This window comes from Massilia sp. BHUDP2 (assembly GCF_046236355.1).
Lineage (GTDB): Bacteria > Pseudomonadota > Gammaproteobacteria > Burkholderiales > Burkholderiaceae_D > Telluria > Telluria varians.
In genome coordinates this window covers 1,360,740-1,383,843 of sequence record NZ_JBJUVW010000001.1, presented here as the reverse complement: position 1 = coordinate 1,383,843, position 23,104 = coordinate 1,360,740, and the positions used below count along the sequence as shown (strand labels likewise).

Here is a 23,104-nt window from a genome sequence, read left to right as displayed (position 1 = left end):
GAGCGCATCGATGAAAAAACTGATGCTCGCATTCGCCGTCTCGGTCGCCTTTGCGCCGATGGCCTACGCCGCCCCGGCGGCGGACAACCTGCCGATGCCGGCCTACGGCAAGGACAATCCGATCCCGGTGCCGAAGATCACCAAGAAAACCCTGGGCAACGGTCTGACCGTCTGGGTCGTGCCGCGCAAGGGGCTGCCGCGCGTGGACTACGTGCTGGCGGTACGCGGCGCCGGCTTCGCGGCCGACGCGCCGCAGTCCCCGGCCTTCGCCAACATGCTGGCCGGCCTGCTCAACGAAGGCACCGCCAAGCGCGACTCGCGCGCGATCGCCGAAGCGGCCCAGGGCATGGGCGGCGAAGTCGGCGCCAGCGCCACCTCGGACGGCATCGTGGTGTCGGCCAATGCGCTGGTCTCGCAGGCCGCGCCGATGATGCAGCTGCTGGCCGAAGTGGCGCGTACCCCGTCCTTCCCGGAAAGCGAAGTGGCGCTGGCCAAGGCCAATGCGCTGCAGTCGCTGCGCGTGTCGGAAACCCAGCCGGGCTTCCGCGCCGAGCGCGCCATCAGCCGCGCGGTCTACGGCGACCATCCCTATTCGCGCACCACCCCGACGGTGGAAGCCATCAACGCCGTGACCCAGGACATGCTGCGCGCCGAGCACGCCAAGCGCCTGCGCCCGGACCGCGCCCTGCTCGTGATCACCGGCCCGGTCAAGGAAGCCGACGCGCTCAAGCTGGCCGAACAGGCCTTCGGCGACTGGAAGGCCAGCGGCCCGGCCCTGCCGGAAACCGCCGCCGCCCCGGCCAATGCCAAGCCGGCGCGCATCCTGCTGAACCGCGACAAGAGCGTACAGTCGGCGGTGCGCCTGGGCAGCCCGGGCATCGCGGCAAGCGCGCAGGACCAGATCCCGCTGCGCCTGGCCAGCACCATCCTCGGCGGAGGCTTCTCGAGCCGCGTCAACATCAAGCTGCGCGAGGAAAAGGGCTATACCTACGGCGCCTCGGCCGGTGCGCGCATGAACCGCGCGGGCGGAGCGATCGTCGGCGGCGCCGACGTGCGCAACGAAGTGACCGGCGCGGCGCTGAACGAGTTCTTCTCGGAGTACAAGCGCATCGGCACCGAACCGGTGCCGGCCAAGGAAATGGAAATGAACAAGCGCTACGTGGCGGGCGGCTACATGATCAGCAACCAGCTGCAGCGCTCGGTCGCTGCGACCCTGGCGCAGAACTGGCTGGTCGGCCTGCCGGCCGAGTTCCTGGGCGAGTACGTGCCGCGCATCCAGAAGGTCACGCCGGAACAGGTGCGTGAGGTGGCGAAGAAGTACTTCAATCCGGAGAACCAGTCGATCGTGGTGGTGGGCGATCCGAAGGCGGTGGGCGAGCAGCTCAAGGCCTTCGGCGAGTTCACGGTCACCGACAAGTGATCCTGCTTGCCTGATGTGGAAAGCCCCGCTGACGCGGGGCTTTTTTCAATCTCCAGCCATCTTCATCAACACCAGCCCCGACACGATCAGCACCGCCGCCACCACGCGCATGGTGTTGAGCTGCTCCCCGAGCACCGCGACCCCGACCACGAAGGCGCCGACGGCGCCGATCCCGGTCCAGATGGTATAGGCGGTGCCCAGGGGAATGCTGCGCATTGCCCAGGACAGCAGCAGGAAGCTGGCGATGCTGCCGGCCAGGGTGATGATGCTGGGCCAGAGCCGCGTGAAGCCATGCGACTGCTTCATGGCCACCGCCCACACCACTTCGAAGAGTCCCGCCAACAACAACAATATCCAAGCCATTCGGCCATCCTCTCAAAAAGCCGGGCCGGCCCGGTCGTAGCCCCCCCACGACGGGGAAGGTCGTTTCTCAAAAGGGCGCTATTCTACCCTTTCAGCGCTTTTTCCAGGTCCGGCAGCTCGGCCGGCTTGACCAGGTGGGCGTCGAAGCCGGCCTCCATCGCGCGCCGGCGGTCTTCCGGCGAGCCGTAGCCGGTGTGGGCCACCAGGCGGATGTTCGACAGCGCCGGATTCTTCTTGATGCGGCGCGCCACTTCGTAGCCGTCGATGCCCGGCAGGCCGATGTCGAGCACGATCACCTGCGGCTTGTGGCGCAGCGCCAGCCCCTCGATCTCGGCGGCGTCCGAGGTGGTGCAGGTCTCGTAGCCCATCTCGGCCAGCAGGAAGCCCATCATTTCCATGGCGTCGACGTTGTCGTCCACCAGCAGCACGCGCATGCCGCTGCCGCCCTGCTTGGAGGCCTCGGAATGATCCAGGCCGGCCGTATCCGCGCTGACGCGCAGCAGCGGCAGCTCGACCGTGAAGGTGCTGCCCATGCCGATGCCCGGGCTCTGGGCCGACAGGCGCCCGCCATGCAGCTCGATCAGGTGCGAGACCAGGGACAGACCGATGCCCAGGCCTTCCGGGGCGCGGTCCGGCGGCACGTCCACCTGGGCGAACATGCCGAAGATGCGCGGCAGGTTGTCCTCGGCGATGCCGATGCCGTTGTCGCGCACCGCGATCTGCACCCGTTCGTTCTCGAGCAGGGAAACGCGCACCGACAGCTCGCCGCCCTTCGGCGTGAACTTGGCCGCATTGTGCAGCAGGTTGCCCACCGACTGGGCCAGGCGCACCGGGTCGCCCATCACCCACACCTGCTGCTCCGGCAGTTGCACGTCCAGGTGGTGGCCGCGCGCCGCGATCAGGGGGCCGGCGGTCTCGATCGCCTGGGCGACCACGGCGCCCAGGTCCACCTCTTCGGTGCGCAGCACGATCTTGCCTTCGGAAATGCGGGCGACGTCGAGCAGATCGTCGACCAGGTGGGCCAGGTGGTCGACCTGGCGCGTGATGACTTCGCGCGCGCGCGCCTGGCGCTCGGTATTGCCGTCGCTGTTCGCGCCCAGCAGCGCGGCCGCGTTGCGGATCGGGCTGAGCGGGTTGCGCAGCTCGTGGGCCAGCGTGGCCAGGAACTGGTTCTTGTTGCGGTCGGCCGCGCGCAGCAGCGCTTCCATCTCCTTGCGCGCGGTGATGTCGCTGGTCACGCGCGCCACCCGGTACACTTCGCCACGCGCATTGCGGACCGCAAACAGACGGTCGCGCACCCAGTGCGTGCGGCCGTCCGGTCCGAGGATGCGGAACTCGTCGTCGTAGTGCGGCGCCTGCTCCAGCTGGCGCCAGCGCTGCGCGATGCGCTCGCGGTCCTCCGGATGCACGGCGTCCAGCCAGCTCCCGGGCCGCTGGCGCAGCGCATCCAGGCTGCCGCCCCAGACGTCCGAATACGCCGGACTGACGTACTCCAGGTCGCCTTCCGGCACGGCGAACATCCAGAACACGTCGTCGATGTTGTCGGTGATCTGGCGAAAACGCTCTTCGCTGTCGCGCAGCTGGACCTGGGTCTGGTGCATGCGCAGCAGCGCATTCACGTTGGCAATCAGCTCGTCGGCCTCGATCGGCGCCGCCAGGTAGTTGTCGGCGCCCCCTTCCAGCCCGCGGATCTTGTCGGCGCGACCGGTCAGCGCCGCCGATGTCTGCAGCACCAGCACCATGGCGCTTTCGGGATTGGCCTTGATGCGGCGGCAGACTTCGATGCCGTTGATGTCCGGGAGCTTCACGTCGAGCAGCACCAGCGCCGGGTTCAAGCGCTTGACGATCTCCAGCGCGTCGGTGCCGTTGGTCGCCTCCACCACCTCGAATCCCGCTCCCTGCAGGATGCGGTTCTTGGCGTAGCGGGCGCCGTCGTTATCGTCAACGTTGAGGATCAGGGTGGAATTGGCTTTCATGATTCGGTTCCATCGTGGCTGGGCTGCGGAAAGCGCCGCGGCAAGGTCAGCGTGAAGGTCGAGCCTTCTCCGACCGTGCTCTGCACGTCGACGCGCCCATGCAGCAGTTCGGCCAGCTTGCGGCACAGCGGCAGGCCCAGGCCCGTGCCCTTGCTGCGCCGCTGGAGCGGATGCTCGATCTGGCTGAACTCTTCAAAAATCAGTTGCAGGTTGTCCGGGCTGATGCCGATGCCGGTATCGAGGACCGCAAATGCGATCGTGTCTTGCTGCGCATCGTAGGTGGCCGAGACGCGTACCGCGCCGCGCTCGGTGAACTTGAGCGCGTTGGAAATGAAATTACGCAAGATCTGCGAGATCTTGCCCTCGTCCGAATCGAAGGCTTCCGTGAAATCGGAAGGCTCGAAGATCAGTTCCACCCGGCCTTCGTCGACCAGCGGCCGCATCATGCCTTTCAAGGCGCGGAACAGGTTGTCGATCACCACCGGCGCCAGCTGGACCTCGACCTTGCCGGCCTCGATCTTGGCCAGGTCGAGCAGGTCGTTGACCAGCTCGGACAGGTCGTTGGCGGCCTTGGCGATGAACTGCACCTGGCGCTCCTGCTCCGTGGTCAGGTCGCCGTCCATGCGGTCCAGCAGCAGCTGGGCCAGGGCGCGGATCGAGGACAGCGGGGTGCGCAGCTCGTGGCTGGTATTCGACAGGAAGCGCGACTTCATCTCGTCGGCGCGGCGCAGGCGTTCGGCCTTGTCCTCGATCTCGGCGTACAGCGCGACGATGCCGCGGTTGGTGTCTTCCAGCTCGCGCGTCAGCGACAGCAGGTCTTCCTGGCGCTCGCGCAGCTCGGCCAGGGTGCCGAGCAGCTCGTGGTTCTGCAGCTGCAGTTCCTGCAGCGTGTTCGAAACCGGGCTGCCGGCCAGGCGGTTGCTGATCTCGGCCAGGCGTGCGCTTTCGACGATGGCCTGCGGCGGCAGCGCCTTGCGCATGGTGACCGCGGTGACCATGCCCTGCTCCGGCTCGACCTCGCAGGAATCCATGAGGCGGTGCGCGCTGATCACGGCCAGTTCCGGCAGCGTGCGGCTGAAGCCCTGGCCGCTTCCGGGCGCCGTCGGGGCGCGCCGTTCGCCAGAGCCCGGGTAGATGACGACTTCCAGATACTGGCGTCCCAGGCTGCGACCCAGCAGGAAGGCGGCGCGCCCGCCCGAGCCTTGGTGGCAGGCGGCGCGGGCGATCTCGGACACCGCGGTGGCCACGCGCACCTGGTCCTGCTGCGAAAAGCCGAGCAGCTCCGATACCTGGCGCGCCCGCTGGCGCACCACGACCACGTCCTGGTCGCTGTCCAGTGCCACGTTGAGGATACGGTGCAGGCTCATGTCAGCTCCCATGCCGGCGCACGACCAGCACCATGGCGTCGTCGCGGCGGCGGATGAAATCGCGCATCAGCACGGCCGCGACCAGCACCGGGCTCCTGCCTGCCAGGCCCGGATACTTGTCCAGGTCCCACTGGGTCTGGATGCCGTCCGAGTGCATGATGCACAGCGCTCCCTTTGGGAAAGGCAGCGCGAATTCCTGCACCTTGCGCATGTTGTGGCCGACGATCCCGTTGTGCGACACCAGCGCGCGCCGGCTGCCGTCGATCACGCAGCCGCCGATGTTGCCCACGCCGGCGAAGCGCAGCTCGCTCGCATCGAAGTCGATGCGGGCGGTCGCCAGCGCCGCGCCGCGCGTCGGGCGCAGCGCGTGGTGGGCGGCGTGCATCAGCTCCCCGGCCTGGCCGCCCTTGCGGGCGTCGAGGACGCGGATCGCCGCCGCGGCGGCGCGCGCCGCCTCCGGCCCGTGGCCGAGGCCGTCGGCGGCGAGCAGGGTTGCGCCGCGGCTGTCGCAGCGCACGCCCCAGCCGTCGCCGCACTCCTCTTCGCCGGCCATCGGCGTCCACAGCGCGCCGATCTCGACGCCGCACGGCTCGGGAGCCGGCACGTCGCGCCAGATGCGCATGAAGAAGGCAGAACCCTGGCCCGGCTGGGTGTAGGCATCGAACTCGTCGGCCAGGCGGTTGAGCGCACCCAGCCCGGTGCCGGACGTTCCCGTGGTGGACACGCCGTCGATCAGGCTGGCATCCAGGTCGGGGATGCCGGGCCCCTTGTCGATGGCGAGCACGTCGACGCCCACGCCGGCGCTCGATTGCGCCGGCCCGACGTGGATCTCCCCCTCGCCCGCATGCTTGAGGATGTTGGTGGCGGCTTCGGTGATGATCAGCGCCAGCTGGCCGGCGCGGGTCTCGTTGAAACCGAGCGCATCGGCCAGTCTCTGGCCGCTGCGCCGCACCGCCGCCACATCGCTCGCATGGTTGATCGCGAAGACTTCCTGCTGCGTGAGTGAACTGATCAGCGCTTCCATTTCACCACCAGCACGGCAGTGCCCTCTCCAGGACGGCTTTCGATGTCGAATTCATCCGCGAGGCGCTTGGAGCCGCCCAGGCCGAGGCCAAGGCCGCCGCCGGTGGTAAAGCCGTCGCGCAACGCGTTGTCGATGTCGGGTATACCGGGACCGGCGTCGATGAACAGCAGGCCGATGCCCTTGCGGATGCCGTCGTCCAGGCTGTCGAGGTGGACTTCGCCGCCGCCGCCGTACTTGATCGTGTTACGTGCCAGCTCGCTCGCGGCCGTGACCAGCTTGGTCTGGTCGACCAGGGACAAGGCAATGGCCACCGCCCGCTCGCGCACCTGCTTACGCAGGCCTACAACGTCCTCGTCCGACTGCAGGCGCAGGGTCACGCGTGCGCTGCGGTGCTGGCGGTGGCTATCCAGCAGCGCGGTCTCGAACAGGACTGCGTCGGTATGCGCGCCGTTCATTATTTATAGCTCTTTCCCAACAAGGCCATGCCTTTCTCGACGTTCAGGGCGGTCTTGACGCCGTGCAGCGTCAGGCCCAGTTCGACGAGGGTGATCGCCACCGCCGGCTGCATGCCGACGACGACCGTCCGGGCATCGAGCACGCGCGCCATGGCGGCGGTATTGCTGATCATGCGGCCGATGAAGGAATCGACCAGGTCGAGCGCCGAGATGTCGATCAGGACACCCTTGGCGCCGTCGCTCACGATGCGCTCGGTGAGGTCGTCCTGCAGCTGCATGGCAAGGCGGTCGTGCATGTCGACCTGGATCGTCACGAGCAGGAGGTCGCCCATGCGCAGGATAGGAATGCGTTCCATGTTCTGTGCCTGTCCGCGCTTACGCCTTGGCGACGACCGAGGTGCCGGTGCGCTCGAGCGCGACCAGGAAGGCGTCGGCCAGGGTGGCCTTGGTGATCACGTCTTCCAGGTTCACGCCGAGGTGGACGATGGTCTGGGCGATCTGCGGGCGGATGCCGCTGATGATGCAGTCGGCGCCCATCAGGCGGGCGGCGGCGATGGTCTTCATCAGGTGCTGGGCCACCAGGGTGTCGACGGTCGGCACGCCGGTGATGTCGATGATGGCGATGATGGCGCCGGTGTCGACGATCTTCTGCAGGATGTTTTCCATCACCACCTGGGTGCGGGCCGAGTCCAGGGTGCCGATCAGCGGCAGCGCCAGGATGCCGTTCCACAGCTTCACGACCGGGGTCGACAGCTCCAGCAGCTCCTGCTGCTGGCGCACGATGATCTGGTCCTTGGTCTTCTGGAACACTTCGATGGTGTACAGGCCCAGCTTGTCAAGCAGCGTGCTGATGGTCCACGAGGTCGAGGCAATCGCTTCGGCGTCGCCGTCGAAGCCGGCGCGCAGGCGGCCGAACAGGACCTGCTTCAGCGAGAACACGAAGGTCGCGGTCTCGCTCGGGGTCGAGCCGGACTTGGCGCGGGTCGACGAGATTTCGGCGAGCAGGTCGCGCACCTCGTCCCACGAACGGTGGTCGATATTGTCCAGTTCGCCCGCACGCGCGGCAATGGCGAACGCCGCCAGGAACTGCTGGCAATGGCTGCGCAGTTGCTCCTTGGAGCTGGAAGTTCCGCGCACGATCAGCGCTTCCAGCTGCGCAATCCACTCCGCGCCGATCTCGGCCTGGTGTTCCTGGATAAGCTGGCTGATACGGGCGGCGTAATCCTTCGTGGTCATCTGTTCGATTCCTAGAATTGGATGGTTGATTTCAAGTGGGCGCTACGCGGAACACGGGCGTGCGATCCCATCCTTAAGTAAATAAACAACTATAACACTTATTGCATTACGGTCACGGCACCGTTGTGCGGTGCGGGCGAGGTTTCTTTACTTGGGCAAAGAGGGAAAAACGTAGCGAGCGCGCCGGGTTTCTAAGATCGCAATGTTAATTGCAATTGTGAAATGTGTCGACTGAGACATATGCATCTCGGCTACAATGCGGCCCCTTTTCGAAGAAACCTGGCCGCGTGATAAAAGAAGCATTGGGCAAGATGCCCGCGGAGAATCGGGAACGCAACAAGCAGTTTGTGCTCATCGATCTGCTCAAAGGCGGCGCGGCCCAGCTGATCGTCCTGCACCACCTGGCCTTTTACGGGCCGATGTCCGACCACGCCCGCCTTTTGCTGCCCGCGCTGGTCGACTGGCTCTACGACCACGCCCGGATCGCGGTCCAGGTCTTCCTGGTCGTCGGCGGCTTCCTGGCTGCGAAATCGCTGTCGCCCGACGGCCTGCCGGGAATGAAGCATCCCCTGCAGCTGATCCAGCGCCGCTACCTGAAACTGGCTCCGCCCTTCATTGCGGCGATGCTGCTGGCCGTCCTCGCGTCCGCCTGGGCCGGCAGCTGGATGCGCCACGACTCGATCTCGCCGCCGCCGACCCTGGTCCAGCTGGGTGCGCACGCTTTGTTGCTGCACGGTGTGCTCGGCATTGAATCGCTGTCCGCGGGAGCCTGGTATGTCGCGATCGATGTCCAGTTGTATGCCTTGCTGACGCTGCTTGCCTGGTTCTCGGGTCGCCTGGGAGGACAGCCGCGGCCGTGGCTGATGCCGGGCCTGGTGGCGGTGGGCGTCGCGGCCTCGCTGCTGCACTTTAATCGCGACGCGGATTGGGACGTGTGGGCGCCCTACTTCTTCGGCAGCTACGGACTGGGGGCGCTGGCATGGTGGGCGAGCGATCCAGGCCGCCGGCCGCGCGCCCTCGCCCTGCTGCTGGCCGCGCTGCTGCTCCTGCCCGGCGTTGCCCTGCTGCTGGACTTCCGCAGCCGCATCGCGCTGGCGCTGGCGGTGGCTTGCCTGCTGTTCCTGTTCGGCCGCCGTCGACCGGCTTCGCGTGCCGGCAGTGGGCTGGCTGTCATCCATTACACCGGCAAGATCTCGTTCTCGGTCTTCCTGGTCCACTTCCCGGTCTGCCTGCTCGTGAATGCCGCGTTTGCCCGCTTCGTGCCAGAGCAGGCGCATGCGCAGGCGGTCGGGATGCTGGTCGCGTGGATCGCCAGCCTGCTGGCCGGCGCGGCATTTTTCCGGTGGGTGGAGACGCCGCTGGGCGATGTGTTCTCGCGGCCTCGCAGCGTCGTGGATGGCACTGTTAGTGTGCCGGCCGTAACGCGACCTCGACACAGCGCCCGGTGATCCGGTCGATCCTGAATACCAGCAGCTGTTCCCTGCCTGCGCTGCCGTTCGATCCGGACTGGGCGACCAGGTAGGCCGGATCCTCGAAGTCGGCATAGGTGCTGGGCTCGCCCAGCCATAACTTGATCTCCACCACGGACATGCCTACCGGATGATACTTGTCGAGAAAGGAGGACATCATGCAGCCGCGTCCGATCCGGTCCGCCTGCTCCCAGCGTTGGCGGTCGAAGTCGCACGAGCCCCATTCGAAATAGAGGGCAACCGAGGTGTTGCCGCCGCAGGCGTGGAGGCACAGGGACAGGCAGATCAGGGGAATCAGGGAGCGCATGCTTTTGCCCGTGAAAGAAGGACATCAGCCTACGATTCTCGGATTTTGCCTAGCAAACCTGTTGTGCCGTCTCAACCCAGAAGCCGTTCCTGATAAAAAGCGCTGTACACATTAATGCCAGTCAGTTAGCCGGAATTGTAGGGTGGGCGGGTTCCCCGCCCACGCGGTGATAGTTGCGATATGAACAGCCGCGCGGGCTGCAGTACTGTGATTTGACCGCGTGGGCGGGAGACCGGCCCACCCTACGGATGAGCGCCGGCTCTTAAGTGACAGGCATTACTGTACACATGCGTTTGCATCCAGCTGAGATGCGTACAGTAAAGCGCTTTTATCTTGTGACTTCAGGAACCAGCCGGGCCTTTACAACCCTGCCAGCACGCTTATCCGTCACGAATATCAACAAGTAGCCTTTTCCGTACTCGGTCTGGACAGTTGGCGGCCCGAGCACATAGGCCGGGTCCTCATCGTAATCGGCGTAGCCGGTAGGCGGACCGAGCAGTTGCCTTACGTCTGTGGCTGTGAGCTGATCGATTGGATGCTTGGCAAGGAACGAGGCCAGCATTTCGCCGCGCTCGATCTGCGACGACGCCGCCCAGGCCTGTGGCGAGAATTCCCGGTGCCCCAGCATGCGTGCCTGCTCGGTCAAGGAAGGACGACTACACCCACAGACAAGGCACAGCAGGATGAGAGAGATAAATGAGCGGCGCATCGTCACTGGGCTATGACCTGCAGCTTTCCTGCGCGAAGTGCAGACATGCATCTGTCACTCAGCGTGCTATTTGACCCACCCTGGCGTCCGATATTCAAGCCTACCCGATTGTTGTGCAAATCCATGCGCTTCTCGTCCATTTTGTTCCCTGAGAATGACTCATGCGCCGTCGTGAATGCAAGTCCGTTATTGAAGCCCACATCACGTGCAAGGAGTGCAGACCAGAAGCAATGGCGAAATGCGTCTGACTGATCGTTATGCCCATTTTTGCCAAAGCGCCGCACGGTCTCCGCAAACGCTGCCGTGCGCGCATCATTGATTGTGAGTACATGATGCGGATGGCGCCGCAAGTATGCCTGTTCAGACTCAGTTAATTGCTCGTATTGATCGTAGACTGTGGTCATTCGAGCTCCTCACAAGTTCCAATTCCTCACGTGGCCTGATCACGACAGATGCGCTGCAATCATTAAGGCTAGAGCACAGACATCAGTTGGCGCTGCGCGAGCAATATCCACGGAACCTGGCTAACCTTGACCTCGCTCGAAACCGGACGGCCATAATAAAAAACCGCCAGGCTCACGCACTGGCGGTTCTTATTGGCTTGAAGCCGCGAGCAGATTACTGCGCCGCGCCTTCCACCGGATCAGCAGCCTTCATCGACAGCTTCAGGCGGCCGCGCTCGTCGGTCTCGAGGACCTTCACGCGCACTTGCTGGCCTTCCTTCAGGTAGTCGGCCACGGCGTTGACGCGCTCGTTGGCGATCTGCGAGATGTGCAGCAGGCCATCCTTGCCCGGCATGACCTGGACGATCGCGCCGAAGTCCAGCAGCTTGAGCACGGTGCCGTCGTAGGTCTTGCCCACTTCGACCGATGCGGTCAGCTCTTCGATGCGGCGCTTGGCTTCCTGGCCGGCGGCAGCATCGACCGACGCGATGGTCACGACGCCTTCGTCGGTGATGTCGATCTGGGTGCCGGTTTCTTCGGTCAGCGCGCGGATGACGGCGCCGCCCTTGCCGATCACGTCACGGATCTTTTCCGGGTTGATGCGGATGGTGATCAGGCGCGGTGCGAAGTCCGACAGCTCGGTCTTCACGCTCGGCACGGCCTTCTGCATCTCGGCCAGGATGTGCTGGCGGGCTTCCTTGGCTTGCGCCAGCGCCACCTGCATGATTTCCTTGGTGATGCCCTGGATCTTGATGTCCATCTGCAGCGCGGTGATGCCTGCCGGAGTACCGGCAACCTTGAAGTCCATGTCGCCCAAGTGGTCTTCGTCACCCAGGATGTCGGTCAGGACGGCGAACTTGCCGCCTTCCTTGATCAGGCCCATGGCGATGCCGGCGACGTGCGCCTTCATCGGCACGCCGGCGTCCATCAGTGCCAGGCAGCCGCCGCACACCGATGCCATCGACGAGGAACCGTTCGACTCGGTGATTTCCGAGACCAGGCGCACCGAGTATGAAAATTCGTCCGCCGACGGCAGCGCAGCGACCAGCGCGCGCTTGGCCAGGCGGCCGTGGCCGACTTCGCGGCGCTTCGGGGTACCCACGCGACCGGTTTCGCCGGTGGCGAACGGAGGCATGTTGTAGTGCATCATGAAGTCGTCGGTGTACTCGCCCATCAGCGCGTCGATCTTCTGGCTGTCGCGCGCGGTGCCGAGGGTAGCCACCACGAGTGCCTGGGTTTCGCCGCGGGTGAACAGGGCCGAACCGTGGGTACGCGGCAGCACGCCGGTGCGGATCGCGATCGGACGCACGGTGCGGGTGTCGCGGCCGTCGATACGCGGCTCGCCGTCCAGGATCTGGGTACGCACGACCTTGGCTTCCATGTCGAACAGGATGTTGCCGACTTCGGCCGCATCGGCTTCGACGCCCTGGGTTGCCAGGCCTGCCATCACTTCGGCCGAGATCGACTTCAGCTTCTGCTGGCGCAGCGATTTTTCGCGGGTCTGGTAAGCGTCGCGGATGGCGGCGCCGGCCAGGTCGCTCACGCGGGCGATCAGTTCTTCGTTCTTCGGCGCCGGGCTCCACTCGACTTCCGGCTTGCCGCCTTCGGCCACCAGGTCGTGAATCGCGTCGATGACGGCACGCATCTGGTCGTGGCCGAAGACGACCGCGCCCAGCATGACTTCTTCCGACAGCTGCTGCGCTTCCGATTCCACCATCAGCACGGCGGTTTCGGTGCCTGCCACGACCAGGTCCATCTGCGAGGTCTTGAGCTGGGTGGTGGTCGGGTTCAGGATGTACTGGCCGTTCGCGTAGCCGACGCGCGCTGCGCCGATCGGGCCGTTGAACGGGATGCCGGCGATGCACAGCGCAGCCGAGGCGCCGATCATGGCCGGGATGTCCGGATCGATCTCAGGGTTGACCGACAGGACGTGGATGATGACCTGGACTTCGTTCAGGTAGCCTTCCGGGAACAGCGGACGGATCGGACGGTCGATCAGGCGCGAGGTCAGGGTTTCCTTTTCCGAAGGACGGCCTTCGCGCTTGAAGAAGCCGCCCGGGATCTTACCGGCTGCGTAGGTTTTCTCCATGTAGTCGACGGTCAGCGGGAAGAAGTCCTGGCCCGGCTTGGCGTCCTTCTTGGCGACCACGGTGGCCAGGATGACGGTGTCTTCGACCGACACGACGACGGCGCCGCTTGCCTGGCGCGCGATTTCACCCGTCTCCAGGGTGACCGTGTGTTGACCGTACTGGAAGGTTTTCGAAACTTTATTAAACATGGGTAATCCCTTTCTATTTGCCGACAGATTTTCAGGAGCTGTCGTTCACCTCACCACGGGTGGTTCGTCAGAACCACCATTTACTCAACAACAACGAACAACAGAAACAAAAAATGCCCGCGACAGGTATCTGGCGCAGGCATTTCGTGACTAAATCGTCTTGACCAACGATTACTTACGCAGGCCGAGCTTGGCGATCAGGTCGCGATAACGGTTTGCGTCTTTGCGCTTCAGGTAAGCCAGCAGGCTCTTACGACGGTTAACCATCATGATCAGGCCACGACGCGAGTGGTGATCTTTCTGGTGTGCCTTGAAGTGGCCGTTCAGCTCGTTGATGCGTGCGGTCAGCAGTGCAACCTGGACTTCCGGCGAACCGGTATCGTTCTGGCCACGTGCGTTGTCCGCGATAATCGCGGCTTTGTTGATGTTTTCTACGGTCATGATGTTACCTTTCACATGCGGTGCATGAGTCGAAACCCAGCGCACCGTGATTGACGAATCGCCTGCCCAAAATGGACAGACCCGCCAGTATAGGGGAAAACGGGGCATGGGGCCACTGTTTGCATCGTCCAGAAGGCAGATTTTGGGGGTATTGGCGCGCTTGGAGGGCCAATTGATGAACAAATTGATCAGATTTACAACATTCGTGGCGCTCGTCCTGCTCGGAGGCTGCGCCGGAATGCTGCGCGAGGCGCCCACCATCGGCGATCCGGAAGACCTGGTGCAGAAAAAGATGGGGCCGCCCACCAGCATCTATGGCGCCGGCAATGACCGCATCTTCGAGTACGCGACCGGGCCGATGGGCCAGTTCACCTGGATGGCGCGCATCGGGGCGGATGGGCGGCTGGTGTCCTACGAACAGGTGCTCACCGGGGAAAAGTTCGCCACCATCAAGATCGACCAGGCCACCAAGGAAGAGGTATTGCGCACGATCGGCCGGCCGGCCGAGAAGTCCTATGTGGCGATGAGGGGCTACGAGGTGTGGTCGTACCGGTACAAGGAGGCGGGCGTGTGGAATTCCATGATGCACGTGCACTTCGACGGGCAAGGGATCGTGCGGCAGATGCTCAATGGACCCGATCCGATGTACGAGCCAAGGGATCGGATGGGGTGGTGAGGCCGATCCCGGCGAAGGCGGGAGCGGCCCGGGCAGGCGCGCTTATACGCCCTGCGGATTGACGCGTTCGACCTTCGAATGCAGCTTGTTCAGCCCCGACAGATACGCCTTGGCCGAGGCCACGATGATGTCCGGATCCGCCCCCACGCCGTTGACGATGCGCCCCGAGTGCGACAGGCGAATGGTGACCTCGCCCTGCGATTGCGGCCCGTTGCTGATCGCGTTGATCGAAAACAGCACCTGCTCCGCCCCGCTTTTCACCACGCTCTCGATCGCCGTGATTACCGCATCCACCGGTCCGTCGCCCGAGGACTCGGCCGATACTTCCTTGCCGTCCACCGCGAACACGATCTTCGCATGCGGCAGCGCGCTGGTCTCGGAGCGCTGCGACAGCGACACCAGGCGGTAGATCTCGCCGGCCTGCTCATGGTCCGCGCTGGACACCAGCGCCATGATGTCCTCGTCAAAGATCTCGGCCTTGCGGTCCGCCAGCTCCTTGAAGCGGGCGAAGGCCGCGTTCACGTCAAGCTCCGATTCCAGCTCGATGCCCAGTTCCTGCAGGCGCGACTTGAAGGCGTTGCGGCCCGACAGCTTGCCCAGCACGATCTTGTTGGTGGTCCAGCCCACGTCCTCGGCGCGCATGATCTCGTAGGTTTCGCGCGCCTTCAGGATGCCGTCCTGGTGGATGCCGGAGGCGTGGGCAAACGCGTTCGCGCCCACCACCGCCTTGTTCGGCTGCACCGCGAAGCCGGTGATCTGCGAGACCATTTTCGAGCTTGGGACGATCTGCGTGGTGTCCACGCCCACCGTCAAGTTGAAGTAGTCGTGGCGGGTGCGCAGCGCCATCACGACTTCTTCCAGCGAGGTATTCCCGGCCCGCTCGCCCAGGCCGTTGATCGTGCATTCGATCTGGCGCGCGCCGCCGATGGTGACGCCGGCCAGCGAGTTCGCCACGGCCAGGCCCAGGTCGTTATGGCAGTGCACCGACCAGATGGCCTTGTCGGAATTGGGCACGCGCTCGCGCAGGCGCAGGATGCGGCGGCCGAATTCCTCGGGCACGGCGTAGCCGACCGTGTCGGGGAAGTTGATGGTGGTCGCGCCTTCGGCGATCACGGCCTCCAGCACGCGGCACAGGAAATCCTCTTCCGAGCGGCTGCCGTCTTCGGGCGAGAACTCGATGTCGTCGGTGTGATTGCGGGCGTAGCGAATGGCGAGCTTGGCCTGTTCCAGCACCTGTTCGGGTTCCATACGCAGCTTCACCTGCATGTGCAGGGGCGAAGTGGCGATGAAGGTGTGGATGCGCTTGCGCGCGGCAGGCGCCAGCGCCTCGGCGGCGCGGGCGATGTCGCGGTCGTTGGCGCGCGACAGCGAGCAGATGGTGGATTCGCGCACCGCGCTCGAGATCGCGCGGATGGCTTCGAAGTCGCCCGGCGAGGCGGCAGCAAAGCCGGCTTCGATGACGTCCACCCGCAGGCGCTCGAGCTGGCGCGCGATGCGCACCTTCTCGTCCCTGGTCATGGAGGCGCCGGGCGATTGCTCGCCGTCGCGCAGGGTGGTGTCGAAAATGATGAGGCGGTTCGGGTCAGGCATTGCAGGCTCCGTATGCTAATTGAATTAGCGGGCGCCCTGCCCGACCCGAAGGTCCGCGCTAGCGGCGCACGCCGTCGTCCGGCTCGTCGTCGAGCGGGATGATGCTCACCGGCTTGCCCTTGGCTGCGCGCCAGGCGAACACGGCATATCCCGACAAGCCGTAAATCACAAAAATCGGCCACAGGACTTTCGGTGGGTCGATCGCCAGCAGCGCGAAGCCGAGGGCAATCAGGAACACCACGATGAACGGCACCGACTTGCGGAAGTTCACGTCCTTGAAGCTGTAAAACGGTACGTTCGACACCATCGTCAGGCCGGCGAACACCGCCAGGCCCCAGCTCACCCAGTCCACCTGGCGCGAGCTGACGTTGATGTCCGGGTCGGTCATCATCATGATGAAGCCAACGATCAGCGCCGCAGCCGCCGGACTCGGCAGCCCCTGGAAGAAGCGCTTGTCCACCACCTCGATGTTGGTGTTGAAGCGCGCCAGGCGCAGCGCGGCGCCCGCGCAATAGATGAAGGCCGCAATCCAGCCCAGCTTGCCCAGCCCGCGCAGCGACCATTCATAGATCACCAGCGCCGGCGCCGCCCCGAAGGACACCATGTCCGACAGCGAGTCGTACTGCGCGCCGAACTCCGACTGGGTGTTGGTCAGGCGCGCAATGCGCCCGTCCAGCCCGTCAAGGACCATGGCGATGAACACCGCCCAGCAGGCGTGCTCGAAACGCTGGTTCATCGCCATGACGATCGCATAGAAGCCGCAGAACAGCGCGCCGGTCGTGAACGCGTTCGGCAGCAGGTAGATGCCGCGACCGCGCTCGCCCTGGACACGGTCTTCCCCCCTGCGCCCGAAGCGTTTCAAGCGGGAAAATCGTGGCGCCTTGGGCGCGGCTCCAGGTACTCGGCGTCGTGGGAAATTGGGCATAGTGGTCCGTCAAAAAATAATGCTGTTGTCAGCATTATAAAGGCGTGAACCCCTGCTTAGCGAATGATCACTGTTGTGTGAGCACTCATTTAAAGCGAACCTTTCCCACAAGACGCATCTGGAGCGTAGTTTCTCCCGGTTCAAAGCTTGGTTCCGGCATCTGGTCAGCCGCTTCCTTCATGGCGCTGGCCCGCATCATCATCGGCGCCGGCGCCCCCTGGCCATCGCCCGCATAGTTGCCCGAGCCCTCGAAATCGACGGTGTCGAGCATGGCCTCGGCCGGCTTGCGGCCCATCGCATTGGCGATCGAGGCGATGCGTTCGTTCAGGTTGCGGTAGGTGGCAGCGATGCGCTGGTCATCGAGGCGCTTTTCCAGTTCCGGGCTGAGTCCGAAGCTCACATTGTTGATTTGCAGAACTTTCTGGGCTGCGGCGGCGGTCTTCGGCAGGTCTGCCAGGTTGGTGGTCTTCACTTCCAGGTACTGGCCGACGCGCCAGGCGATCGGCACCGGTTTCACGGGCGTGCGCAAGGCCGGTTGCGGCATCGGCGGCACTTCCGGATAGACCGGGTAGGTGTAGTAGCCCATCGTCTTCAGCTCGGCCTTCGGATCGGCGCGGCGCACGATCTCGGTTCCCTCCTTCATCTTGCGGTTCACGCGTGCCGCAGCGGCGGTCTTGTCCTTGTCATGCTCTTCGACAGCGAAGGTGACGGTGGCCTGGTCGTTGGCATGCTTCACTTCGCCGAAGGCCGGGACCACGACCAGCGTGCCGGCGGTGGACGGGGCGGTCTGCGCCTGGGCCTGGGTGTGGAAGGCCAGCACCAGTGCGGCGGCGACGAGCGATTTGGAAAGTTTCATTGTTGTTCTCCAGTAGTTGCGACGAATGTCTGCGTCACTTATACGATACTGGCTTCACAACTTCCTTCGTAGTTTTGTAATGAACCGTTGCAACTGTCTTTAATTGTCGTGTGGGCGGCTTCGCCGCCCACACGACGTAACGCTTAGTTCTTCGACTGGTCGACCAGCTTGTTCTTCGCAATCCACGGCATCATCGCACGCAGCTTGGCGCCGACTTCCTCGATCTGGTGCTCCGAGGTCAGGCGGCGGCGCGAGATCAGGGTCGGGGCGCCGGCCTTGTTCTCGAGGATGAAGCTCTTCGCGTATTCGCCGGTCTGGATGTCCTTCAGGCACTGGCGCATCGCGTCCTTGGTCGCCGAGGTGACGACTTTCGGGCCGGTGACGTACTCGCCATACTCGGCATTGTTCGAGATCGAGTAGTTCATGTTGGCGATGCCGCCTTCGTAGATCAGGTCGACGATCAGCTTCAGCTCGTGCAGGCACTCGAAGTAGGCCATCTCCGGTGCGTAGCCCGCTTCCACCAGGGTCTCGAAGCCGGCCTTGATCAGCTCGACGGTACCGCCGCACAGCACGGCCTGCTCGCCGAACAGGTCGGTCTCGGTCTCTTCGCGGAAGTTGGTTTCGATGATGCCGGCGCGGCCGCCACCGTTGGCCATGGCGTAGGACAGCGCGATGTCGCGCGCCGAGCCGGATTTGTCCTGGTAGACCGCGACCAGGTGCGGCACGCCGCCGCCCTGGCGGTAGGTGCCGCGCACGGTGTGGCCCGGGGCCTTCGGCGCCACCATGATCACGTCGAGGTCGGCGCGCGGTACCACCTGGCCGTAGTGGACGTTGAAGCCGTGGGCGAAGGCCAGCACGGCGCCCTGCTTGGCGTTCGGCTCGACGCTGTTCTTGTAGACCTCGGCGATGTTCTCGTCCGGCAGCAGGATCATGATGACGTCGGCGTTCTTGACCGCTTCATCGACCTCGGCGACCTTCAGGCCGGCCGCTTCGACCTTGTTCCAGGACGCGCCGCCGCGGCGCAGGCCGACAGTGACGTTGACGCCGGATTCGCTCAGGTTCTGGGCGTGTGCATGGCCCTGCGAGCCGTAACCGATGATGGCGACGTTCTTGCCTTTGATGAGGGAGAGGTCGCAGTCTTTGTCGTAGAAAACTTTCATGGTCATTCCTTAAATTTTTAATGTAATTATTTGCGAGCGTGATTTGAACGCGTGGGCGGGAGACCCGCCCACCCTACACTTTGAGGATGCGTTCGCCGCGACCGATGCCCGAGCCGCCGGTACGGACGGTTTCCAGGATCGAGGCACGGTCGATGGCGTCGATGAAGGCGTCCAGCTTGCTCTTGGCGCCGGTCAGCTCGATCGTGTAGGTCTTCTCGGTCACGTCGATGATGCGCCCGCGGAAGATGTCGGCGGTGCGCTTCATCTCTTCGCGCTCCTTGCCGACCGCGCGCACTTTAATCAACATCAGCTCGCGCTCGATGTGCTGGCCTTCGGTGAGGTCGACCACCTTCACCACCTCGATCAGGCGATTCAGGTGCTTGGTGATCTGCTCGATGATGTCGTCCGAGCCGCTGGTGACGATGGTCATGCGCGACAGGGTCGCGTCTTCGGTCGGCGCCACGGTCAGGGTCTCGATGTTGTAGCCGCGTGCCGAGAACAGCCCGACCACGCGCGACAGCGCGCCGGCTTCGTTCTCGAGGAGGACGGAAATGATGTGTCGCATTACAGGTCCTCCGAGCCGAGCAGCATTTCATTCAGGCCCTTGCCGGCCTTGACCATCGGCCAGACGTTCTCGCTCTGGTCGGTGATGAAGTTCATGAACACCAGGCGGTCCTTCATGGCGAAGGCTTCGCGCAGCGAGCCCTCGACGTCGCCCGGCTTCTCGATGCGCATGCCGACGTGGCCGTAGGCCTCGGCCAGCTTTTCGAAGTCCGGCAGCGAATCCATGTAGGACTCGGAGTAGCGCGAACCGTAGTCGATCTGCTGCCACTGGCGGACCATGCCGAGGAAGCGGTTGTTCAGCAGGATGATCTTCGGCGTCAGGTGGTACTGCTTGCAGGTGGCGAGCTCCTGGATGCACATCTGGATCGAGCCTTCGCCGGTGACGCAGGCGACGGTCGCATCCGGGTTGGCCATCTGCACGCCCATCGCGTACGGCAGGCCGACACCCATGGTGCCCAGGCCGCCCGAGTTGATCCAGCGGCGCGGCTTGTCGAATCCGTAGTACTGCGCGGCCCACATCTGGTGCTGGCCGACGTCCGAGGTGATGAAGGCGTCGCCGTCCGTCACCTTGTACAACTGCTCGATGACCGATTGCGGCTTGATCAGTTCGTTCGAGCCCGTATAGGCCAGGCAATCCTTGCCGCGCCATTCGGCGATCTGCTTCCACCATGCCTGCAGCGCATTGGTATTGGTCGCGGCCTGGCTGGCGTCCAGCTGCGAGAGCAGCTCGACCAGCACGTCCTTGACGTTGCCGACGATCGGGATGTCGACCTTGACGCGCTTCGAGATCGACGAGGGGTCGATGTCGATATGGATGATCTTGCGCGGGTGGGTGGCGAAGTGCTTGGGGTTGCCGATCACGCGGTCGTCGAATCGCGCGCCGATCGCGATCAGGACGTCGCAGTGCTGCATCGCCATGTTGGCTTCGTAGGTGCCGTGCATGCCCGGCATGCCCACGAAATGCGGGCTCGAGGAGCGCGAGGCGCCCAGGCCCATCAGCGTGTTGGTGACCGGGAAGCCGGTCTTGTCGACCAGGCGGTTCAGTTCGTTCGATGCATTGGCCAGGATGACGCCGCCGCCCGCATAGATCATCGGGCGCTCGGCGCCCTGCAGGAGCTGGACGGCCTTGCGGATCTGGCCGGCGTGGCCCTTGTCCACCGGCTTGTACGAGCGCATCTCGATCTCGCGGGGATACTCGAAGGCGCACTTGTGCATCGTGATGTCCTTCGGGATATCGACCAGCACGGGACCGGGACGGCCGGTGCGGGCGATGAAGAAGGCTTTCTTGATGGTCGATGCCAGTTCGCGGACGTCCTTGACGAGGAAATTGTGCTTGACCACCGGGCGGGTGATGCCGACGGTGTCGCATTCCTGGAAGGCATCCTGGCCGATCGCATGGCTCGGCACCTGGCCGGAAATGACGACCATCGGGATCGAATCCATGTAGGCCGTGGACAGGCCGGTGACGGCATTGGTCACGCCCGGACCGGAGGTCACGAGGGCAACGCCGACGGTGTTGGAGCTGCGCGAATAGGCGTCTGCGGCGTGGACCGCGGCCTGTTCGTGGCGGACGAGGACGTGCTGGAACTTGTCCTGCTTGAAGATGGCGTCGTAGATGTAGAGGACTGCCCCGCCGGGATAACCGAAGACGTGCTTGACGCCCTCTTCCGCGAGACAACGCACCACAATTTCAGCGCCAGTGATCTGGGCTGATCCTTCGTTATTCATGTTCATTCCTTTCAAGACCCAATGGGAGTTTGATCGGATGCCCGTTCCTAACGAAATACGCAATGCGCAACAGCCCTCATGCTTCCCTTCTCTCTGCGGTCGCGACTGTGGTTCAGGACACCGTAGGGTCCTTACGCACGGGCGCTGGGCGCAACTCGTTCGGCTTGAGTGTCTGTAGCGTTTATACGCATCTCTCGCGCTTGTGGCGCGGGTCGGAGCAAACTGCCTACAAATGAAAGCGCGTCAATCCGGAGATGGCTTGTGGGCCTTCACCGGGTGACCGGAGAGCTTCGGGGGTGCAAAGCGTTCAAACACATTACTGCGTTGCACCATTTTGGTCAAGCCAAAAGCGTGATTATTTTTGCTCGACCAGAATGGTGCACCTGGATGGTGCGTTGCAGGTTTTTACCGTTGCATGCCCCAGCGGCGGACGGTGAGTCGCTCGAGGGTCTGGAACACGAGGTGCTCCACGGCCAGCCCGATCAGGATGACGGCGGCGAGGCCGGCAAAGACTTTATCCGTAAAAAGTTCGTTGCGGCTCTGGAAGATATACCAGCCGAGTCCGCCCTGCCCAGAGGTACTGCCGAACACCAGCTCGGCAGCGATCAGGGTGCGCCATGCAAACGCCCAGCCGATCTTCAGGCCCGACAGGATCGAAGGCAGCGCGGCCGGGATCAGGATCTGCAGCACCATGCGCAAGCCACCCAGGCCGTAGTTGCGGCCGGCCATGCGCAGGGTATCCGGCACCGCGCGGAAGCCGGCGGTGGCGCTCAGGGTCAGCGGCCACAGTACGGAATGGACCAGCACCATCAAGAGGCTGCCCTTGCCCAGGCCGAACCACAGCAAGGCGAGGGGCAGCAGCGCGATCGCCGGCAGCGGGTTGAACATCGAAGCCAGGGTATCGATCAGCTCGCGCCCGACCTTGCTCGACACCGCGAGCCAGGTCAGCAGGAAGGCGCCGACCACGCCGAGCGTGAAGCCCTGGGTCAGCACCTGCAGCGAGACGCTCACATAGCCCCACAGTTCGCCCGAGGCCAGGCCCTCCACGAAGGTTTTACCCGTCTGGATGGCGCCAGGCAGCAGCAGGTCGTTGTCGAACCAGCGCGCCAGGGCTTCCCAGATCAGGGCGATGACCAGCAGCATGCCGAGTTTGCGCAGCCAGCCGAGGTCCGGCAGCGAAAATTTTACCGATTGGTCAAAAACCGGCGCGGTTGCAGCCGGCAAAGCTTCAAGAACGTACTCGGGACGGATCGGAGGTGTGACCATGATTCAAAGACGTATTAATTAGCGAGGACTGTAGGGTGGACGGCTCTGCCGTCCGCGCGTTCAACCGGCTCCTGCGCACCGAATAACAAACCATGAATCCGCTGCGTCGCCGCCTGGAACTCACTGCTGCCCGCGCTGGCCAGACTGAACTGATGACTGTTCAATTCCGCCCTCACCCGCCCCGGGTGCGGCGACAGCAGCAGGATGCGGTTGCCCACCACCAGCGCCTCTTCGATCGAGTGCGTCACGAACAGCATGGTGAATCCGATCTCGTCCCACAGCGCCTGCAGCTCTTCCTGCATGGTCCGGCGCGTGAGCGCATCGAGCGCGGCAAAAGGCTCGTCCATCAGCAGGATGGCCGGCTGCATCGCCAGCGCCCGCGCGATCGCCACGCGCGCCTTCATCCCGCCCGACAGCGTATGCGGATAGGCATCGGCAAAGCGTGCCAGCCCGACCTTGCCGAGCCAGTGGCGGGCCCGAAGGTCCGCTTCCTTGCGCTTGACGCCATTGGCGAGCATCGGGAACATCACGTTCTCGCGCACCGTCTTCCAGGGCGGCAGCTGGTCGAACTCCTGGAACACCACGATGCGGTCCGGCCCGGGGCGCGTGATCACCTTGCCGGCCAGGGTCAGGCTGCCCGCCTGCGGCGCGATGAAGCCGCCCACCGCCTTCAGCAGGGTCGACTTGCCGCAGCCCGAAGGCCCCAGCAGCACGAACCGATCGCCCCGGTGCACGTCAAAGCTGGCGTCGTCAAGGGCGCGCACGATGCCGCGTTCGCCCCGGTATTCGAGCGTGACGTGCTCGGCGCGCAGCAAGGGTTCGGGCGGCGGGACCAGGTTCAACGGGCTCAT

General features: G+C 64.4%; 23 protein-coding genes. 3 read left to right on the top strand and 20 right to left on the bottom strand.

Annotated elements, in window-relative coordinates:
- The first annotated feature begins 10 nt into the window (after positions 1 to 10).
- Positions 11 to 1,420, top strand: coding sequence for a M16 family metallopeptidase (locus ACK6C6_RS06200; protein ID WP_409266415.1), 1,410 nt, complete (start codon positions 11 to 13; stop codon positions 1,418 to 1,420).
- A gap of 45 nt (positions 1,421 to 1,465) precedes the next feature.
- Here ACK6C6_RS06200 and sugE read toward each other — a convergent pair whose 3' ends face one another.
- The 7 genes from sugE to ACK6C6_RS06165 all read right to left on the bottom strand — a co-directional run bounded on the left by sugE (position 1,466) and on the right by ACK6C6_RS06165 (position 7,841).
- A complete protein-coding gene (sugE, locus tag ACK6C6_RS06195; protein WP_409266413.1) occupies positions 1,466 to 1,783 on the bottom strand; it encodes a quaternary ammonium compound efflux SMR transporter SugE in 318 nt (105 codons plus the stop codon).
- 83 nt (positions 1,784 to 1,866) lie between these two features.
- Complete coding sequence (locus ACK6C6_RS06190) at positions 1,867 to 3,759, bottom strand: response regulator (protein ID WP_409266412.1); 1,893 nt, start codon at positions 3,757 to 3,759, stop codon at positions 1,867 to 1,869.
- Positions 3,756 to 5,126, bottom strand: coding sequence for an ATP-binding protein (locus ACK6C6_RS06185; RefSeq protein WP_409266410.1), 1,371 nt, complete (start codon positions 5,124 to 5,126; stop codon positions 3,756 to 3,758). Before ACK6C6_RS06185 ends, ACK6C6_RS06190 begins: the two co-directional genes overlap by 4 nt.
- A 1-nt stretch (position 5,127) precedes the next feature.
- Positions 5,128 to 6,150 (bottom strand): ATP-binding protein, encoded by a 1,023-nt coding sequence (locus ACK6C6_RS06180; protein ID WP_409266409.1) that lies wholly within the window; start codon positions 6,148 to 6,150, stop codon positions 5,128 to 5,130.
- On the bottom strand, positions 6,138 to 6,605 hold the full coding sequence (locus ACK6C6_RS06175) for an anti-sigma regulatory factor (protein WP_209585964.1): 468 nt from the start codon (positions 6,603 to 6,605) through the stop codon (positions 6,138 to 6,140). The genes ACK6C6_RS06180 and ACK6C6_RS06175 overlap by 13 nt, the downstream gene beginning before the upstream one ends.
- On the bottom strand, positions 6,605 to 6,961 hold the full coding sequence (locus ACK6C6_RS06170) for an STAS domain-containing protein (protein WP_027867697.1): 357 nt from the start codon (positions 6,959 to 6,961) through the stop codon (positions 6,605 to 6,607). Before ACK6C6_RS06170 ends, ACK6C6_RS06175 begins: the two co-directional genes overlap by 1 nt.
- Positions 6,962 to 6,980: 19 nt before the next feature.
- Positions 6,981 to 7,841 carry an STAS domain-containing protein gene (locus ACK6C6_RS06165; RefSeq protein WP_409266407.1) on the bottom strand — a complete coding sequence of 287 codons (861 nt, stop codon included), beginning with the start codon at positions 7,839 to 7,841 and terminating at the stop codon, positions 6,981 to 6,983.
- A gap of 311 nt (positions 7,842 to 8,152) precedes the next feature.
- Here ACK6C6_RS06165 and ACK6C6_RS06160 point away from each other — a divergent pair, with 311 nt between their 5' ends.
- Positions 8,153 to 9,289: an acyltransferase family protein gene (locus tag ACK6C6_RS06160; RefSeq protein ID WP_409267306.1), complete on the top strand. Its 1,137-nt coding sequence runs from the start codon at positions 8,153 to 8,155 to the stop codon at positions 9,287 to 9,289.
- Here the strand turns inward: ACK6C6_RS06160 and ACK6C6_RS06155 are convergent.
- The 5 genes from ACK6C6_RS06155 to rpsO all read right to left on the bottom strand — a co-directional run bounded on the left by ACK6C6_RS06155 (position 9,246) and on the right by rpsO (position 13,488).
- Positions 9,246 to 9,617: a hypothetical protein gene (locus ACK6C6_RS06155; RefSeq protein ID WP_409266405.1), complete on the bottom strand. Its 372-nt coding sequence runs from the start codon at positions 9,615 to 9,617 to the stop codon at positions 9,246 to 9,248. The genes ACK6C6_RS06160 and ACK6C6_RS06155 overlap by 44 nt on opposite strands.
- A gap of 328 nt (positions 9,618 to 9,945) precedes the next feature.
- Positions 9,946 to 10,263, bottom strand: coding sequence for a hypothetical protein (locus tag ACK6C6_RS06150; RefSeq protein ID WP_409266403.1), 318 nt, complete (start codon positions 10,261 to 10,263; stop codon positions 9,946 to 9,948).
- Positions 10,264 to 10,328: 65 nt separating this feature from the next.
- On the bottom strand, positions 10,329 to 10,730 hold the full coding sequence (locus tag ACK6C6_RS06145; protein ID WP_292042909.1) for a DUF6973 domain-containing protein: 402 nt from the start codon (positions 10,728 to 10,730) through the stop codon (positions 10,329 to 10,331).
- A gap of 214 nt (positions 10,731 to 10,944) precedes the next feature.
- Positions 10,945 to 13,047 (bottom strand): polyribonucleotide nucleotidyltransferase, encoded by a 2,103-nt coding sequence (gene pnp, locus ACK6C6_RS06140; RefSeq protein ID WP_409266401.1) that lies wholly within the window; start codon positions 13,045 to 13,047, stop codon positions 10,945 to 10,947.
- Between the two features lie 171 nt (positions 13,048 to 13,218).
- A complete protein-coding gene (gene rpsO / locus ACK6C6_RS06135; RefSeq protein ID WP_027867691.1) occupies positions 13,219 to 13,488 on the bottom strand; it encodes a 30S ribosomal protein S15 in 270 nt (89 codons plus the stop codon).
- 175 nt (positions 13,489 to 13,663) lie between these two features.
- Between rpsO and ACK6C6_RS06130 the strand changes: the two genes are divergently transcribed.
- A complete protein-coding gene (locus tag ACK6C6_RS06130) occupies positions 13,664 to 14,164 on the top strand; it encodes a hypothetical protein (protein WP_409266399.1) in 501 nt (166 codons plus the stop codon).
- A 42-nt stretch (positions 14,165 to 14,206) separates the two neighbouring features.
- On the opposite strand, the gene ACK6C6_RS06125 is transcribed toward ACK6C6_RS06130, so the two are convergent.
- The 8 genes from ACK6C6_RS06125 to ACK6C6_RS06090 form a co-directional block, all read right to left on the bottom strand.
- On the bottom strand, positions 14,207 to 15,754 hold the full coding sequence (locus tag ACK6C6_RS06125; RefSeq protein ID WP_409266398.1) for a 2-isopropylmalate synthase: 1,548 nt from the start codon (positions 15,752 to 15,754) through the stop codon (positions 14,207 to 14,209).
- 58 nt (positions 15,755 to 15,812) lie between these two features.
- A complete protein-coding gene (gene pssA, locus ACK6C6_RS06120) occupies positions 15,813 to 16,679 on the bottom strand; it encodes a CDP-diacylglycerol--serine O-phosphatidyltransferase (RefSeq protein WP_409266397.1) in 867 nt (288 codons plus the stop codon).
- 85 nt (positions 16,680 to 16,764) lie between these two features.
- Positions 16,765 to 17,535: an SIMPL domain-containing protein gene (locus ACK6C6_RS06115; protein ID WP_409266395.1), complete on the bottom strand. Its 771-nt coding sequence runs from the start codon at positions 17,533 to 17,535 to the stop codon at positions 16,765 to 16,767.
- A 143-nt stretch (positions 17,536 to 17,678) separates the two neighbouring features.
- Positions 17,679 to 18,695, bottom strand: a complete 1,017-nt coding sequence (gene ilvC, locus ACK6C6_RS06110; RefSeq protein WP_036213902.1) for a ketol-acid reductoisomerase — start codon at positions 18,693 to 18,695, stop codon at positions 17,679 to 17,681.
- A gap of 73 nt (positions 18,696 to 18,768) precedes the next feature.
- On the bottom strand, positions 18,769 to 19,260 hold the full coding sequence (gene ilvN, locus ACK6C6_RS06105; RefSeq protein WP_027867685.1) for an acetolactate synthase small subunit: 492 nt from the start codon (positions 19,258 to 19,260) through the stop codon (positions 18,769 to 18,771).
- On the bottom strand, positions 19,260 to 20,987 hold the full coding sequence (locus tag ACK6C6_RS06100) for an acetolactate synthase 3 catalytic subunit (RefSeq protein WP_027867684.1): 1,728 nt from the start codon (positions 20,985 to 20,987) through the stop codon (positions 19,260 to 19,262). Before ACK6C6_RS06100 ends, ilvN begins: the two co-directional genes overlap by 1 nt.
- A 405-nt stretch (positions 20,988 to 21,392) precedes the next feature.
- Complete coding sequence (locus ACK6C6_RS06095; protein WP_409266393.1) at positions 21,393 to 22,253, bottom strand: ABC transporter permease; 861 nt, start codon at positions 22,251 to 22,253, stop codon at positions 21,393 to 21,395.
- Between the two features lie 14 nt (positions 22,254 to 22,267).
- Positions 22,268 to 23,104, bottom strand: coding sequence for an ABC transporter ATP-binding protein (locus ACK6C6_RS06090; protein WP_409266392.1), 837 nt, complete (start codon positions 23,102 to 23,104; stop codon positions 22,268 to 22,270).

Excerpts from the sequence above, each read along its gene's own strand:
- ACK6C6_RS06130 (WP_409266399.1), top strand. The coding sequence starts at position 13,664 with ATGAACAAATTGATCAGATTTACAACATTCGTGGCGCTCGTCCTGCTC.
- ACK6C6_RS06115 (WP_409266395.1), bottom strand. The coding sequence starts at position 17,535 with ATGAAACTTTCCAAATCGCTCGTCGCCGCCGCACTGGTGCTGGCCTTC.
- ACK6C6_RS06175 (WP_209585964.1), bottom strand. The coding sequence starts at position 6,605 with ATGAACGGCGCGCATACCGACGCAGTCCTGTTCGAGACCGCGCTGCTG.
- ACK6C6_RS06165 (WP_409266407.1), bottom strand. The coding sequence starts at position 7,841 with ATGACCACGAAGGATTACGCCGCCCGTATCAGCCAGCTTATCCAGGAA.
- ACK6C6_RS06180 (WP_409266409.1), bottom strand. The coding sequence starts at position 6,150 with ATGGAAGCGCTGATCAGTTCACTCACGCAGCAGGAAGTCTTCGCGATC.
- ACK6C6_RS06190 (WP_409266412.1), bottom strand. The coding sequence starts at position 3,759 with ATGAAAGCCAATTCCACCCTGATCCTCAACGTTGACGATAACGACGGC.
- ACK6C6_RS06170 (WP_027867697.1), bottom strand. The coding sequence starts at position 6,961 with ATGGAACGCATTCCTATCCTGCGCATGGGCGACCTCCTGCTCGTGACG.
- ACK6C6_RS06185 (WP_409266410.1), bottom strand. The coding sequence starts at position 5,126 with ATGAGCCTGCACCGTATCCTCAACGTGGCACTGGACAGCGACCAGGAC.
- ilvC (WP_036213902.1), bottom strand. The coding sequence starts at position 18,695 with ATGAAAGTTTTCTACGACAAAGACTGCGACCTCTCCCTCATCAAAGGC.
- pssA (WP_409266397.1), bottom strand. The coding sequence starts at position 16,679 with ATGCCCAATTTCCCACGACGCCGAGTACCTGGAGCCGCGCCCAAGGCG.
- ACK6C6_RS06095 (WP_409266393.1), bottom strand. The coding sequence starts at position 22,253 with ATGGTCACACCTCCGATCCGTCCCGAGTACGTTCTTGAAGCTTTGCCG.
- ACK6C6_RS06100 (WP_027867684.1), bottom strand. The coding sequence starts at position 20,987 with ATGAATAACGAAGGATCAGCCCAGATCACTGGCGCTGAAATTGTGGTG.
- ACK6C6_RS06155 (WP_409266405.1), bottom strand. The coding sequence starts at position 9,617 with ATGCGCTCCCTGATTCCCCTGATCTGCCTGTCCCTGTGCCTCCACGCC.
- pnp (WP_409266401.1), bottom strand. The coding sequence starts at position 13,047 with ATGTTTAATAAAGTTTCGAAAACCTTCCAGTACGGTCAACACACGGTC.
- sugE (WP_409266413.1), bottom strand. The coding sequence starts at position 1,783 with ATGGCTTGGATATTGTTGTTGTTGGCGGGACTCTTCGAAGTGGTGTGG.
- ACK6C6_RS06090 (WP_409266392.1), bottom strand. The coding sequence starts at position 23,104 with ATGAGCCCGTTGAACCTGGTCCCGCCGCCCGAACCCTTGCTGCGCGCC.
- ACK6C6_RS06160 (WP_409267306.1), top strand. The coding sequence starts at position 8,153 with ATGCCCGCGGAGAATCGGGAACGCAACAAGCAGTTTGTGCTCATCGAT.
- ACK6C6_RS06145 (WP_292042909.1), bottom strand. The coding sequence starts at position 10,730 with ATGACCACAGTCTACGATCAATACGAGCAATTAACTGAGTCTGAACAG.
- rpsO (WP_027867691.1), bottom strand. The coding sequence starts at position 13,488 with ATGACCGTAGAAAACATCAACAAAGCCGCGATTATCGCGGACAACGCA.
- ACK6C6_RS06200 (WP_409266415.1), top strand. The coding sequence starts at position 11 with ATGAAAAAACTGATGCTCGCATTCGCCGTCTCGGTCGCCTTTGCGCCG.
- ACK6C6_RS06125 (WP_409266398.1), bottom strand. The coding sequence starts at position 15,754 with ATGCCTGACCCGAACCGCCTCATCATTTTCGACACCACCCTGCGCGAC.
- ilvN (WP_027867685.1), bottom strand. The coding sequence starts at position 19,260 with ATGCGACACATCATTTCCGTCCTCCTCGAGAACGAAGCCGGCGCGCTG.